This window comes from Bacillus sp. SCT118, assembly GCF_058566435.1.
This window is the reverse complement of the sequence record NZ_CP191225.1, coordinates 3,919,529-3,933,323: the sequence shown is the minus strand read 5'-3', so window position 1 is coordinate 3,933,323 and position 13,795 is coordinate 3,919,529. Positions and strand designations below refer to the sequence as shown.

The 13,795-nt window shown below is 42.6% G+C and carries 12 protein-coding genes, 1 rRNA gene and 1 other annotated feature; all 13 genes read left to right on the top strand.

All coding sequences use genetic code 11. The features are described from left to right. Positions 1-34: 34 nt before the first annotated feature. The 13 genes from rrf to cysS all read left to right on the top strand — a co-directional run bounded on the left by rrf (position 35) and on the right by cysS (position 13,792). Positions 35-150: ribosomal RNA gene (gene rrf, locus ACQVGT_RS20180) — 5S ribosomal RNA — on the top strand. A gap of 240 nt (positions 151-390) precedes the next feature. After that, positions 391-855 carry a transcriptional regulator CtsR gene (ctsR, locus tag ACQVGT_RS20175; protein ID WP_003225724.1) on the top strand — a complete coding sequence of 155 codons (465 nt, stop codon included), beginning with the start codon at positions 391-393 and terminating at the stop codon, positions 853-855. 13 nt (positions 856-868) lie between these two features. Continuing rightward, the gene (gene mcsA / locus ACQVGT_RS20170; protein WP_015252993.1) at positions 869-1,426 is read left to right on the top strand and encodes a protein-arginine kinase activator protein McsA; all 558 of its coding nucleotides are present in this window, start codon (positions 869-871) and stop codon (positions 1,424-1,426) included. Continuing rightward, positions 1,426-2,517 carry a protein-arginine kinase McsB gene (gene mcsB / locus ACQVGT_RS20165; RefSeq protein ID WP_003235007.1) on the top strand — a complete coding sequence of 364 codons (1,092 nt, stop codon included), beginning with the start codon at positions 1,426-1,428 and terminating at the stop codon, positions 2,515-2,517. Before mcsA ends, mcsB begins: the two co-directional genes overlap by 1 nt. Beyond that, complete coding sequence (gene clpC, locus ACQVGT_RS20160; RefSeq protein ID WP_014475592.1) at positions 2,514-4,946, top strand: ATP-dependent protease ATP-binding subunit ClpC; 2,433 nt, start codon at positions 2,514-2,516, stop codon at positions 4,944-4,946. The genes mcsB and clpC overlap by 4 nt, the downstream gene beginning before the upstream one ends. A 91-nt stretch (positions 4,947-5,037) precedes the next feature. Continuing rightward, a complete protein-coding gene (radA, locus tag ACQVGT_RS20155) occupies positions 5,038-6,414 on the top strand; it encodes a DNA repair protein RadA (RefSeq protein ID WP_014475593.1) in 1,377 nt (458 codons plus the stop codon). 3 nt (positions 6,415-6,417) lie between these two features. After that, positions 6,418-7,500, top strand: a complete 1,083-nt coding sequence (gene disA / locus ACQVGT_RS20150; RefSeq protein WP_003225736.1) for a DNA integrity scanning diadenylate cyclase DisA — start codon at positions 6,418-6,420, stop codon at positions 7,498-7,500. 115 nt (positions 7,501-7,615) lie between these two features. Beyond that, complete coding sequence (locus tag ACQVGT_RS20145; RefSeq protein WP_003235014.1) at positions 7,616-8,716, top strand: PIN/TRAM domain-containing protein; 1,101 nt, start codon at positions 7,616-7,618, stop codon at positions 8,714-8,716. Positions 8,717-8,730: 14 nt separating this feature from the next. Further along, positions 8,731-9,429, top strand: coding sequence for a 2-C-methyl-D-erythritol 4-phosphate cytidylyltransferase (gene ispD, locus ACQVGT_RS20140; protein WP_015382584.1), 699 nt, complete (start codon positions 8,731-8,733; stop codon positions 9,427-9,429). Next, complete coding sequence (gene ispF / locus ACQVGT_RS20135; RefSeq protein ID WP_003225745.1) at positions 9,422-9,898, top strand: 2-C-methyl-D-erythritol 2,4-cyclodiphosphate synthase; 477 nt, start codon at positions 9,422-9,424, stop codon at positions 9,896-9,898. Before ispD ends, ispF begins: the two co-directional genes overlap by 8 nt. A 90-nt stretch (positions 9,899-9,988) precedes the next feature. After that, entirely contained in the window at positions 9,989-11,440 is a 1,452-nt protein-coding gene (gene gltX, locus ACQVGT_RS20130) for a glutamate--tRNA ligase (protein WP_014478617.1), read from the top strand. 2 nt (positions 11,441-11,442) lie between these two features. Then, positions 11,443-11,673 (top strand) — a binding site (T-box leader). A gap of 68 nt (positions 11,674-11,741) precedes the next feature. Beyond that, on the top strand, positions 11,742-12,395 hold the full coding sequence (cysE, locus tag ACQVGT_RS20125) for a serine O-acetyltransferase (protein ID WP_003225749.1): 654 nt from the start codon (positions 11,742-11,744) through the stop codon (positions 12,393-12,395). Beyond that, the gene (gene cysS, locus ACQVGT_RS20120) at positions 12,392-13,792 is read left to right on the top strand and encodes a cysteine--tRNA ligase (RefSeq protein WP_015482703.1); all 1,401 of its coding nucleotides are present in this window, start codon (positions 12,392-12,394) and stop codon (positions 13,790-13,792) included. The genes cysE and cysS overlap by 4 nt, the downstream gene beginning before the upstream one ends. The last annotated feature ends 3 nt before the right edge of the window (positions 13,793-13,795 follow it).

Here is a 13,795-nt window from a genome sequence, read left to right as displayed (position 1 = left end):
TGTTATCTAGTTTTGAGAGAACACTCTCAATTTGTTTGGTGGCGATAGCGAAGAGGTCACACCCGTTCCCATACCGAACACGGAAGTTAAGCTCTTCAGCGCCGATGGTAGTCGGGGGTTTCCCCCTGTGAGAGTAGGACGCCGCCAAGCAAGCTTAAACCCAGCTCATTGAGCTGGGTTTTTTGTATTTTGGTTTATTGGTATCATAAAATTCCACTTAACTGTATAATATAATAACTTTATACCGAATTTTAAATCAGCAATCAGGTTTTGTGGACCGGGAAAATGGAAATAATAAAGGATAGAGCGAGAAAGTTGAAAATTCTCGAGAAACGGCTTATAGTAAGATTAAAGTCAAATATAGTCAAAGTCAGTAAAGGAGGGGGTTGAGTGGGACATAATATTTCTGACATCATTGAACAATATTTAAAACGAGTGTTAGATCAAAATGGCAAGGAAATTTTAGAGATTAAACGAAGTGAAATTGCAGATAAATTTCAATGCGTTCCTTCCCAAATAAATTATGTCATCAACACCAGATTTACAAGCGAAAGAGGATATATTGTTGAGAGCAAACGCGGGGGCGGCGGTTACATCAGAATCATTAAAATTAAAATGAACAATGAAGTTGTCCTGATCAATAATATTATTTCTCAAATTAATACCCATTTGTCTCAAGCAGCCTCTGATGACATTATTTTAAGGCTATTAGAAGACAAGGTAATTTCAGAAAGAGAAGCAAAAATGATGGTCAGCGTAATGGACCGCTCAGTTTTACACATTGACTTGCCTGAACGTGATGAATTAAGAGCGAGAATGATGAAGGCAATGCTGACTTCTTTAAAATTAAAATAAGCGGGTGAAAAGATTGATTTGTCAAGAGTGCCACGAGAGACCAGCCACTTTTCACTTTACAAAGGTTGTTAACGGAGAAAAAATAGAAGTTCATATTTGTGAACAATGTGCCAAAGAAAATAGTGATTCATATGGTATAAGTGCAAATCAGGGTTTCTCTATTCATAATTTACTTTCGGGTTTACTGAACATGGATTCTTCATTTCAAAATGCAGGAACTCAAATGTTCAGTCACTCGGAGCAAATATCTGCTTGTCCGAAATGCGGAATGACTTTTCAGCAATTCAGAAAAATTGGCCGTTTTGGATGTTCTGAATGTTACAAAACATTTCATAGCAACATTACACCAATCCTACGTAAAGTGCACAGCGGAAACACTGTGCATGCAGGTAAGATACCGAAACGAATAGGCGGCAATCTTCATGTCAGACGGCAGATTGATATGCTAAAAAAGGAATTAGAATCCTTAATCCATCAAGAAGAATTTGAAAATGCAGCTCATGTAAGAGATCAAATTCGTTCATTAGAACAATCACTCAAAAGTACAGATAGTGAGGAGGAACAGGAGTAATGTCGCTAAAGCATTTTATTCAGGACGCACTAAGCAGTTGGATGAAGCAGAAAGGACCTGAAAGTGACATTGTACTCAGCAGCCGCATACGTTTAGCAAGGAACTTTGAGCATATTCGGTTCCCTACGCGGTATTCCAATGAAGAAGCCTCATCCATCATACAGCAATTTGAAGATCAGTTTTCAGAGCAAGAAATTCCCGGAATCGGCAAATTTGTTTTGATTAGAATGAATGATGCACAGCCTTTAGAGAAGCGTGTACTTGTTGAAAAACATCTAATCAGCCCGAATCTGACAGAGTCTCCTTTTGGCGGCTGTTTGCTTTCTGAAAATGAGGAAGTAAGCGTCATGCTAAATGAAGAGGACCATATTAGAATTCAGTGTCTTTTCCCTGGATTTCAGCTTTTAGAAGCAATGAAAGCCGCAAACCAGGTCGACGACTGGATTGAAGAAAAAGTTGATTATGCATTCAATGAGCAAAGAGGATACTTAACCAGCTGTCCTACAAACGTAGGTACAGGTTTAAGGGCTTCGGTCATGATGCATCTGCCGGCACTGGTTTTAACTAGGCAAATAAATCGAATTATACCGGCAATTAATCAATTAGGCTTAGTTGTTAGAGGAATTTATGGGGAAGGCAGCGAAGCAGTAGGGAATATCTTTCAAATTTCAAATCAGATCACGCTTGGTAAGTCAGAGCAGGATATTGTAGAGGATCTTAACAGTGTTGCTGCTCAGTTGATTGAACAAGAACGATCTGCCCGAGAAGCGATTTATCAAACTTCTAAAATCGAACTTGAGGATCGGGTATATCGGTCTTATGGGGTCTTGTCTAATTGCCGGATGATAGAATCGAAAGAAACTGCAAAGTGCCTTTCAGATGTTCGGTTAGGCATAGACCTAGGCATTATAAAAGGACTTTCAAGCAACATACTTAACGAACTTATGATTTTGACGCAGCCAGGGTTTTTACAGCAATACTCGGGAGGCGCTTTGCGTCCGAACGAAAGGGACATTCGAAGAGCGGCTCTCATCAGAGAACGGCTTCACTTAGAAATGAATGGGAAAAGACAGGAGGATGAATCGATATGATGTTTGGAAGATTTACAGAACGAGCTCAAAAAGTACTGGCGCTAGCACAGGAAGAAGCACTTCGGTTAGGTCATAATAACATTGGCACTGAGCATATTTTATTAGGACTGGTAAGAGAAGGAGAGGGCATTGCTGCTAAAGCTCTTCAAGCGCTTGGACTCGGTTCAGATAAAATTCAGAAAGAAGTAGAAAGTTTGATCGGGCGCGGGCAGGAAATGTCTCAAACGATTCATTATACTCCTAGAGCTAAAAAAGTCATTGAGCTTTCAATGGATGAAGCAAGAAAACTCGGTCATTCTTATGTTGGAACAGAACATATTCTTCTTGGTCTGATTCGTGAAGGAGAAGGTGTTGCTGCGAGAGTTCTGAATAATCTCGGTGTCAGCTTAAATAAAGCAAGACAGCAGGTGCTCCAGCTTCTAGGAAGTAATGAAACAGGATCATCAGCGGCAGGAACAAACAGCAATGCGAATACGCCTACGCTTGACAGCTTGGCAAGAGACTTAACTGCTATTGCGAAGGAAGACAGTCTTGACCCTGTAATCGGCAGAAGCAAGGAGATCCAGCGTGTCATTGAAGTGTTAAGCCGCAGAACGAAAAACAACCCTGTTCTCATAGGGGAACCAGGTGTAGGTAAAACGGCTATCGCAGAAGGTTTGGCACAGCAAATTATCAATAATGAAGTACCCGAAATTTTGCGTGATAAACGTGTGATGACATTAGACATGGGAACAGTTGTTGCCGGCACAAAATACCGTGGAGAATTTGAGGATCGCCTGAAGAAGGTCATGGATGAAATTCGCCAGGCAGGAAATATCATTCTATTCATCGATGAGCTCCATACACTAATCGGGGCAGGCGGAGCAGAAGGTGCTATTGATGCATCTAATATTTTAAAACCATCACTTGCTCGCGGCGAACTCCAATGTATTGGTGCAACGACTCTTGATGAGTACCGTAAATATATTGAAAAAGATGCAGCACTGGAACGCCGTTTTCAGCCGATTCAGGTTGATCAGCCATCTGTAGATGAAAGTATTCAAATTTTACAAGGTCTGCGTGACAGATACGAAGCCCACCACCGCGTTTCTATCACTGATGATGCCATTGAAGCTGCGGTTAAGCTTTCTGACAGATATATTTCTGACCGCTTCCTTCCGGATAAAGCAATTGACTTGATCGATGAAGCAGGTTCAAAGGTGAGACTGCGCTCATTTACAACGCCTCCTAACTTAAAAGAGCTTGAGCAGAAGCTTGATGAGGTTCGTAAAGAGAAGGATGCGGCAGTGCAAAGCCAAGAGTTTGAAAAAGCTGCTTCCTTGCGTGATACTGAACAACGCCTGCGCGAGCAAGTAGAGGATACGAAGAAATCATGGAAAGAGAAGCAAGGGCAGGAAAACTCAGAGGTTACTGTGGATGATATTGCGATGGTTGTATCCAGCTGGACCGGTGTGCCTGTATCTAAAATCGCCCAAACTGAAACTGATAAGCTTCTCAATATGGAAAACATTCTTCATTCCCGCGTCATCGGCCAGGATGAGGCAGTTGTAGCTGTTGCAAAAGCCGTCAGACGTGCGAGAGCAGGGTTGAAAGATCCTAAACGCCCAATCGGCTCATTCATTTTCTTAGGCCCTACAGGTGTAGGTAAAACAGAGCTTGCACGAGCACTCGCTGAATCCATTTTTGGCGATGAAGAATCCATGATCAGAATTGATATGTCTGAATACATGGAAAAACACTCAACTTCAAGACTTGTTGGTTCACCTCCGGGATATGTGGGATATGATGAAGGCGGTCAATTGACAGAGAAAGTCAGAAGAAAACCTTACTCTGTCGTGCTTCTTGATGAGATCGAGAAAGCGCACCCTGATGTCTTCAATATCCTTCTGCAAGTTCTTGAAGACGGACGATTGACTGATTCTAAAGGACGCACAGTCGATTTCCGCAATACCATTCTGATCATGACATCAAACGTCGGAGCAAGTGAGCTGAAACGCAATAAATATGTCGGCTTTAACGTTCAGGATGAAACTCAAAATCATAAAGACATGAAAGATAAAGTGATGGGTGAATTGAAACGAGCGTTCAGACCTGAGTTCATCAACCGTATTGATGAAATCATTGTCTTCCATTCACTTGAGAAAAAACATCTTACTGAAATTGTGTCATTAATGTCTGATCAATTAACGAAACGCCTGAAAGAACAAGATCTTTCTATCGAATTGACAGATGCTGCAAAAGCGAAAGTCGCGGAAGAGGGCGTTGACCTGGAATACGGTGCCCGTCCGTTAAGAAGAGCGATCCAAAAACATGTCGAGGATCGTTTATCTGAAGAACTCCTCAGAGGAAATATTCATAAAGGACAGCATATTGTTCTTGATGTAGAAGATGGCGAATTTGTCGTAAAAACGACTGCTAAAACGAATTAATATAGAAGACGGAAATGAGGCATACAGCATGTAAGTGTATGCCTCACTTTCATATCAAGAAATAGAACAAGGGAGAGGTCTTACACTATATATGGCTAAAACAAAATCGAAATTCATCTGCCAATCCTGCGGCTACGAGTCTCCAAAATGGATGGGGAAATGTCCGGGCTGCGGTGCTTGGAATACAATGGTGGAAGAAATGATTAAAAAAGCACCGGCCAATCGGAGAGCGGCTTTTTCTCATTCTGTTCAAACTGTACAGAAACCTTCACCTATTACATCAATCGAAACATCAGAAGAACCCCGCGTCAAAACACAGCTTGGCGAGTTTAACAGAGTACTCGGCGGAGGTGTCGTTAAAGGCTCCCTCGTTTTAATCGGCGGTGATCCTGGTATCGGAAAGTCAACGCTATTACTGCAGGTTTCCGCTCAATTATCAGGCTCATCAAACAGTGTGCTGTATATTTCGGGAGAAGAATCTGTAAAGCAAACGAAGCTGCGAGCAGACCGGCTCGGCATTAATAATCCGTCACTGCATGTTTTATCTGAAACCGATATGGAGTATATTTCGTCTGCTATACAAGAGATGAATCCAGCGTTTGTCGTTGTTGACTCTATTCAGACGGTTTACCAAAGCGATATTACATCGGCTCCAGGCAGTGTGTCACAAGTCAGAGAATGTACCGCTGAGCTGATGAAAATTGCAAAAACAAAAGGTATTCCGATTTTTATCGTAGGGCACGTGACGAAAGAAGGGTCTATTGCAGGTCCGAGACTGTTGGAGCATATGGTTGACACTGTTTTATATTTTGAGGGAGAACGCCACCATACTTTCCGTATTTTGCGGGCTGTAAAAAACCGTTTCGGATCTACAAACGAAATGGGCATTTTTGAAATGCGGGAAGAGGGGCTCACTGAGGTTTTGAATCCTTCAGAAATTTTCTTAGAAGAACGCTCTGCTGGTTCCGCAGGCTCGAGTATCACTGCCTCTATGGAGGGCACTAGACCGATTCTTGTTGAAATTCAGGCGCTTATCTCGCCAACAAGCTTTGGCAACCCAAGGCGTATGGCAACGGGAATAGACCATAACAGGGTTTCTCTGTTAATGGCTGTGTTAGAAAAAAGAGTAGGGCTGCTGCTGCAAAATCAGGATGCTTATTTGAAAGTGGCTGGCGGCGTTAAGCTTGATGAACCGGCAATTGATCTTGCCATTGTGATTAGTATCGCATCAAGCTTTAGAGACACACCTCCAAATCCTGCAGATTGTTTTATTGGAGAAGTGGGATTAACCGGAGAAGTCCGGCGGGTTTCAAGAATTGAACAGCGTGTGAAAGAAGCGGCAAAGCTTGGTTTTAAACGCATGATCATACCCGCGGCAAATCTGGATGGATGGACAAAACCAAAAGGGATTGAGGTTATCGGAGTAGCAAATGTTGCAGAAGCGCTTCGTACTTCATTAGGAGGATAATAGATGGAAAAAGAGAAAAAAGGGGCGAAACACGAGTTAGACCTGTCATCTATATTGCAGTTTGTTGCTCCAGGTACACCGCTCAGAGCGGGGATGGAAAACGTCTTGAGAGCAAATACAGGCGGTCTGATTGTTGTTGGATATAATGATAAAGTAAAAGAAGTGGTGGACGGCGGCTTTCACATAAATACGGCTTTTTCTCCGGCGCATTTATATGAGCTGGCTAAAATGGATGGAGCGATCATTTTAAGTGATTCGGGTCAAAAAATCCTCTACGCGAATACTCAGCTGATGCCGGATGCCACAATTTCTTCATCAGAAACAGGAATGCGGCACAGAACTGCCGAAAGAGTAGCTAAGCAAACTGGCTGTCTTGTGATCGCAATTTCTGAAAGAAGAAATGTCATAACGTTATATCAGGAAAACATGAAGTATACACTAAAAGACATAGGATTTATTTTAACCAAGGCGAACCAAGCCATTCAAACACTTGAAAAATATAAGACAATCCTCGATAAAACGATTAATGCACTGAACGCGTTAGAGTTTGAGGAACTTGTTACCTTCAGTGATGTCTTGTCTGTCATGCATCGTTATGAAATGGTACTGAGAATCAAAAACGAAATTAATATGTATATCAAAGAGCTGGGGACAGAAGGACATCTGATCAAACTGCAAGTCATTGAATTGATTACGGATATGGAAGAAGAGGCCGCTTTATTTATTAAGGACTATGTAAAAGAAAAGATTAAAGATCCGTTTGTTCTCTTGAAGGAGCTGCAGGATATGTCCAGTTATGATCTGCTGGATGATTCCATTGTGTATAAGCTTCTCGGTTACCCTGCTTCTACTAATCTTGATGATTATGTATTGCCGAGAGGATACAGGCTGTTAAATAAGATACCGCGTCTTCCGATGCCGATTGTTGAAAATGTTGTAGAAGCATTTGGAGTCCTGCCAAGGATTATTGAGGCGAGTGCAGAAGAATTAGATGAAGTAGAGGGAATCGGTGAAGTACGAGCCCAAAAAATCAAAAAAGGATTAAAACGCCTGCAAGAGAAGCATTATTTAGACAGACAACTGTGATTTCGGTTAAAACCTTATGAATACGGGTATATTAATGTTGGTTTTTGTTTATTCTGATATTCGTAGGATGCATAAGACTTTGTGAAATTAAAATGTTAAAAAAGGAGGTGGGGGTATGTTAAAACGAATAGTTCAGGCGTTCTTCATTATTTTTGGCGGCGTTGTTGGTATATTTTTGATACCTGAATTGTTTGTACTGTTAAATATACAGGACATACCTTTAATAACAAACGCATATACGTCTGCGGCAATAGGAGCAATTATCTTTTTTCTCATCAGTATATGGGGTACAGAATACGTTGTGAACTGGGTGAAGTGGATAGAGGATTCATTGTTAAAAGCGCCGGTTCCAGATTTGTTATTTGGAAGTCTTGGCTTAGTTTTTGGACTTATAATTGCTTATCTTATCGTAAATGTTATTCCTTTAGACAATATACCTTACCGCATATTCAGCACAATAATTCCTGTATTTTTGGCTTTCTTCCTCGGTTATCTCGGCTTCCAGGTGGGCTTTAAGAAAAAGGATGAATTGATCAGCCTGTTTTCCATTTCCGCCAGAATGCAAAAGAAAAAAGGAACAGCTGATGAAGAACATGAGGTTCAAGACAAGAAGCTGAAAATTTTGGACACTAGTGTTATTATTGATGGGAGAATAGCAGATATTTGTCAGACTGGTTTTTTAGAGGGAGTTATCGTGATTCCGCAGTTTGTTCTTGAGGAATTGCAGCATATTGCAGACTCTTCAGATGTTTTAAAACGAAACAGAGGACGCCGCGGTCTTGATATCCTGAACCGCATTCAGAAAGAATTAGACATTGAAGTTGAAATTTACGAAGGCGACTTTGAAGATATTCAGGAGGTTGACAGCAAGCTCGTCAAACTTGCTAAGCTGACATCCGGGGTCGTCGTGACGAATGATTTTAATTTAAATAAAGTGTGCGAGCTTCAGAAGGTAGCAGTATTAAACATTAATGACCTTGCCAATGCGGTCAAGCCTGTTGTGCTTCCTGGCGAGGAAATGAATGTTCAGGTCATTAAGGACGGGAAAGAGCATAATCAGGGAGTTGCCTACTTGGATGACGGTACGATGATTGTCGTTGAAGAAGGACGGAATTATATCGGCAAGCATATTGATGTACTCGTCACAAGTGTGCTGCAGACAGCAGCGGGACGAATGATTTTTGCGAAGCCTAAGCTGTTGGAGAAGGCGCTGTAAAGGGAGAAGAAACAATGAGTTATGAAGTGGTGATTCCTGCAGCCGGACAGGGAAAGCGGATGAAGGCAGGGAGAAATAAACTGTTCATTGAGCTGAAAGGAGACCCGGTGATCATACACACGTTAAGAGTGTTTGACAGCCACCGGCAGTGCGATAAAATCATTTTGGTGATTAACGAGCAGGAGCGGGAGCACTTTCAGCAATTGCTGTCCGATTACCCGTTTCAAACTTCGATTGAGCTTGTTGCAGGCGGAGAAGAGCGTCAGCACAGTGTGTATAAGGGGCTGAAAGCCGTAAAGCAGGAAAAGATTGTCCTTGTACATGACGGTGCCCGCCCATTTATAAAACATGAACAAATTGACGAACTGATCGCAGAGGCGGAACAGACAGGAGCGGCCATCCTTGCTGTTCCGGTAAAAGATACGATTAAACGCGTTCAAGATTTACAAGTCAGTGAGACGATTGAACGTTCAAGCTTGTGGGCTGTCCAAACGCCACAAGCTTTTCGTCTTTCTTTATTGATGAAGGCTCACGCTGAGGCCGAGCGCAAGGGATTTTTAGGGACGGATGACGCCAGCCTCGTTGAACAGATGGAGGGCGGTTCGGTCCGTGTTGTAGAAGGCAGCTATACAAATATTAAGCTGACGACGCCAGACGATTTGACGTCAGCTGAAGCTATCATGGAATCAGAAAGTGGGAATAAACATGTTTAGAATTGGACAAGGATTTGATGTGCATCAATTAGTGGAGGGCCGTCCTCTCATTATTGGCGGAATTGAAATCCCGTACGAAAAAGGGCTGCTTGGCCATTCTGATGCAGACGTATTGCTGCATACCGTCGCTGACGCCTGCCTGGGAGCTGTGGGTGAAGGAGACATCGGCAAGCATTTTCCTGACACAGATCCCGAGTTCAAGGACGCAGATTCTTTCAAATTACTTCAGCATGTCTGGGGAATCGTGAAACAGAAGGGGTATGTCCTTGGGAACATTGATTGCACCATCATAGCGCAAAAGCCGAAGATGCTGCCGTACATAGAAGATATGAGAAAAAGAATTGCTGAAGGCCTTGAGGCAGATGTTTCTCAAGTAAATGTAAAAGCAACAACGACAGAAAAGCTTGGATTTACAGGCCGGGCGGAAGGAATAGCGGCTCAGGCGACAGTACTGATACAAAAAGGCTAACTTGTTTTGATGCCGGGTCTATTTGGTGGTAGAATAGATTCATACATTTTTGCCTGAGGCCATACATGACATGAAAGGAAGTATTTGAAAATGGGAAACGAAGTACGCGTCCGTTATGCACCGAGTCCAACCGGACATTTGCATATTGGAAATGCCAGAACGGCGCTTTTTAATTATTTATTTGCCCGCAATCAAGGCGGTAAGTTTATCATTCGAGTTGAGGATACTGATAAAAAGCGCAATATTGAGGGCGGAGAACAAAGCCAGCTGAATTATCTGAAGTGGCTAGGTATTGACTGGGATGAGAGTGTGGATGTCGGAGGAGAGTACGGCCCATACCGTCAGTCAGAGCGTAACGATATCTATAAAGTGTACTATGAAGAGCTTCTTGAAAAAGGGCTTGCTTATAAATGTTACTGTACGGAAGAAGAGCTTGAAAAAGAGCGTGAAGAACAGATTGCCCGCGGAGAAATGCCTCGTTATTCCGGAAAACACAGAGACCTGACTCAGGAAGAACAGGAGAAATTTATCGCTGAAGGCAGAAAACCGAGTATTCGTTTCCGAGTGCCGGAAGGGAAAATCATCGCCTTCAATGATATCGTAAAAGGTGAAATTTCTTTTGAATCAGATGGCATCGGCGACTTTGTTATTGTGAAAAAGGACGGAACGCCGACTTACAACTTCGCGGTAGCGATTGATGACTACTTAATGAAAATGACACACGTGCTGCGTGGTGAGGATCATATTTCTAACACACCGAAACAGATTATGATTTATCAAGCATTCGGATGGGATATTCCTCAGTTCGGACACATGACGCTGATCGTAAACGAAAGCCGTAAAAAGCTCAGCAAACGTGATGAATCCATTATTCAATTCATCGAGCAGTACAAAGAGCTTGGCTACCTGCCAGAAGCACTGTTCAACTTTATCGGCCTGTTAGGCTGGTCACCTGTTGGAGAAGAAGAGCTTTTCACAAAAGAACAGTTTATTGAAATTTTTGATGTAAATCGTTTATCTAAATCACCAGCTTTGTTTGATATGCATAAGCTAAAATGGGTTAACAACCAATATGTGAAGAAGCTGGATCTTGATCAGGTTGTTGAATTGACGCTTCCGCATTTGCAAAAAGCCGGCAAAGTTGGCACTGAGCTTTCTGCTGAAGAACAAGAATGGGTTCGTAAACTGATTTCCCTGTATCATGAGCAATTAAGCTACGGTGCGGAAATTGTTGAGCTGACTGATTTGTTCTTTACGGATGAGATCGAGTATAATCAAGAAGCGAAAGCTGTTCTGGAAGAAGAACAGGTTCCTGAAGTGCTCAGCACATTCGCAGCGAAGCTTGAAGAGCTTGAGGAGTTCACTCCGGATAACATCAAAGCATCGATCAAAGCAGTGCAGAAAGAAACTGGCCATAAAGGAAAAAAACTGTTTATGCCGATTCGTGTTGCTGTAACAGGGCAAACTCACGGTCCGGAACTGCCGCAATCAATTGAATTGATCGGTAAAGAGACTGCAATTCAGCGTTTGAAAAATATCTAAATAAATGATTGTTGACAGGGAAGAGTATAAAGCTTTAGGCCATTACAGAAAGGATCTCCATTGGCTGAGAGAGATCCATGAGCCGGGTTTTAGAAGTGCGCCCTTAAGACCTTTGAAGAACGTTTTTTGAAATCAGTATTCAAAGGCGGCCGCCGCCGTTACAGGCTGAAGTTGGGAGAGCAGAAGTCTGCTTTTCAAACAGAGTGGAACCGCGCGGTTAAAGCGTCTCTGTCATGTTTACATGCAGAGACGCTTTTTTTATTGGGTAGAGGAAATCAGATAGAGAAACGGGGGGAAGCATGTGTTTTTTAGAATGCTCAAAGAAGACATTGATACTGTGTTCGATCAAGATCCCGCAGCAAGAAGCTATTTTGAAGTGATTTTAACTTATTCCGGTTTACATGCTATATGGGCGCATCGGATTGCACATGCTTTATATAAACGAAAATTTTATTTCCTTGCACGCCTTATATCTCAAGTAAGCCGATTTTTTACCGGGATAGAAATCCACCCCGGCGCTACAATCGGGAGAAGATTTTTCATAGACCACGGCATGGGGGTTGTCATTGGGGAGACATGTGAAATCGGCAATAACGTAACCGTTTTTCAGGGGGTTACCCTCGGGGGAACGGGGAAAGAAAAGGGAAAAAGGCACCCAACGATTAAAGATGACGCATTGATAGCCACAGGTGCTAAAGTGCTCGGTTCTATTACGGTCGGAGAAGGCTCAAAGATTGGCGCTGGTTCAGTAGTGCTGCATGATGTTCCTGATTTTTCAACAGTTGTCGGTATCCCTGGACGGGTCGTTGTACAAAATGGCAAGAAAGTAAGACGCGATTTAAACCACCAGGATTTGCCCGATCCGGTTGCTGACCGCTTTAAGTCTTTGGAACAGCAGATTTTAGAGCTGAAGGCAGAACTTGAAGACAGAAAAGAAAGGATCAATCAAAAATGACAATCACACTTTATAATACATTGACTAGACAGAAGGAAACATTCGTTCCTCTTGAAGAGGGAAAAGTGAAAATGTATGTATGCGGACCCACGGTTTACAATTACATTCATATCGGGAACGCGCGTCCGGCAATCGTTTACGATACGGTTCGAAACTATTTAGAGTATAAAGGCTATGATGTGCAGTATGTCTCTAACTTCACAGACGTAGACGATAAATTAATTAAAGCGGCAAATGAACTCGGTGAGGATGTACCCACCATTTCAGAGCGTTTTATTAAAGCATACTTTGAAGACGTAGGTGCGCTCGGCTGCCGAAAAGCCGACCTTCATCCGCGAGTAATGGAGAACATGGATGCCATTATCGAATTCGTAGATCAGCTCGTGAAAAAGGGCTACGCATATGAATCAGAAGGTGACGTATATTTCAAAACCAGAGCATTTGAAGGGTACGGAAAGCTTTCTCAGCAATCAATTGATGAACTTAGATCAGGTGCACGCATCCGAGTCGGCGAGAAAAAAGAAGATGCTCTTGATTTCGCACTGTGGAAAGCGGCAAAAGAAGGAGAAATCTCTTGGGATAGCCCTTGGGGGAAAGGACGTCCGGGCTGGCACATTGAATGCTCAGCAATGGTGAAAAAGTATCTCGGTGACCAGATTGATATCCATGCGGGCGGACAGGATTTAACATTCCCTCACCATGAAAACGAAATTGCGCAATCTGAGGCGCTGACAGGCAAAACGTTTGCGAAGTACTGGCTTCATAATGGTTATATCAATATTGATAATGAAAAAATGTCAAAATCACTAGGCAACTTTGTGCTTGTCCATGACATCATTAAACAGCATGATCCGCAGCTTTTAAGATTCTTTATGCTATCTGTTCATTATCGCCATCCGATTAACTATTCAGAAGAGCTTCTGGAGAATACGAAAAGCGCGTTCAACCGCTTAAAAACAGCGTACAGCAATCTTCAGCACCGTCTGAACAGCAGTACGAATTTAACCGAAGATGACGATCAATGGATTGAAAAAGTTGAAGAACACCGCAAAGCATTCGAAGAAGCGATGGACGATGATTTTAATACGGCGAATGCCATTTCAGTCTTGTTTGACTTAGCGAAACACGCCAATTATTATCTTCAGAAAGATCATACGGCTGATCATGTGATTACGGCGTTTATTGAGATGTTTGACCGCATTGTTTCTGTCCTCGGTTTTTCGTTGGGTGAGCAGGAACTTCTCGATCAAGAGATTGAAGACTTAATCGAAAAGCGAAATGAAGCGCGCCGGAATCGCGATTTTGCATTGTCAGACCAGATCCGCGACCAGCTGAAAAGCATGAATATCATTCTTGAAGATACGGCTCAAGGCACTCGCTGGAAACGGGGAGAATAACAG

Excerpts from the sequence above, each read along its gene's own strand:
- ispD (WP_015382584.1), top strand. The coding sequence starts at position 8,731 with ATGAGTTATGAAGTGGTGATTCCTGCAGCCGGACAGGGAAAGCGGATG.
- clpC (WP_014475592.1), top strand. The coding sequence starts at position 2,514 with ATGATGTTTGGAAGATTTACAGAACGAGCTCAAAAAGTACTGGCGCTA.
- disA (WP_003225736.1), top strand. The coding sequence starts at position 6,418 with ATGGAAAAAGAGAAAAAAGGGGCGAAACACGAGTTAGACCTGTCATCT.
- mcsB (WP_003235007.1), top strand. The coding sequence starts at position 1,426 with ATGTCGCTAAAGCATTTTATTCAGGACGCACTAAGCAGTTGGATGAAG.
- cysS (WP_015482703.1), top strand. The coding sequence starts at position 12,392 with ATGACAATCACACTTTATAATACATTGACTAGACAGAAGGAAACATTC.
- ispF (WP_003225745.1), top strand. The coding sequence starts at position 9,422 with ATGTTTAGAATTGGACAAGGATTTGATGTGCATCAATTAGTGGAGGGC.
- radA (WP_014475593.1), top strand. The coding sequence starts at position 5,038 with ATGGCTAAAACAAAATCGAAATTCATCTGCCAATCCTGCGGCTACGAG.
- ACQVGT_RS20145 (WP_003235014.1), top strand. The coding sequence starts at position 7,616 with ATGTTAAAACGAATAGTTCAGGCGTTCTTCATTATTTTTGGCGGCGTT.
- gltX (WP_014478617.1), top strand. The coding sequence starts at position 9,989 with ATGGGAAACGAAGTACGCGTCCGTTATGCACCGAGTCCAACCGGACAT.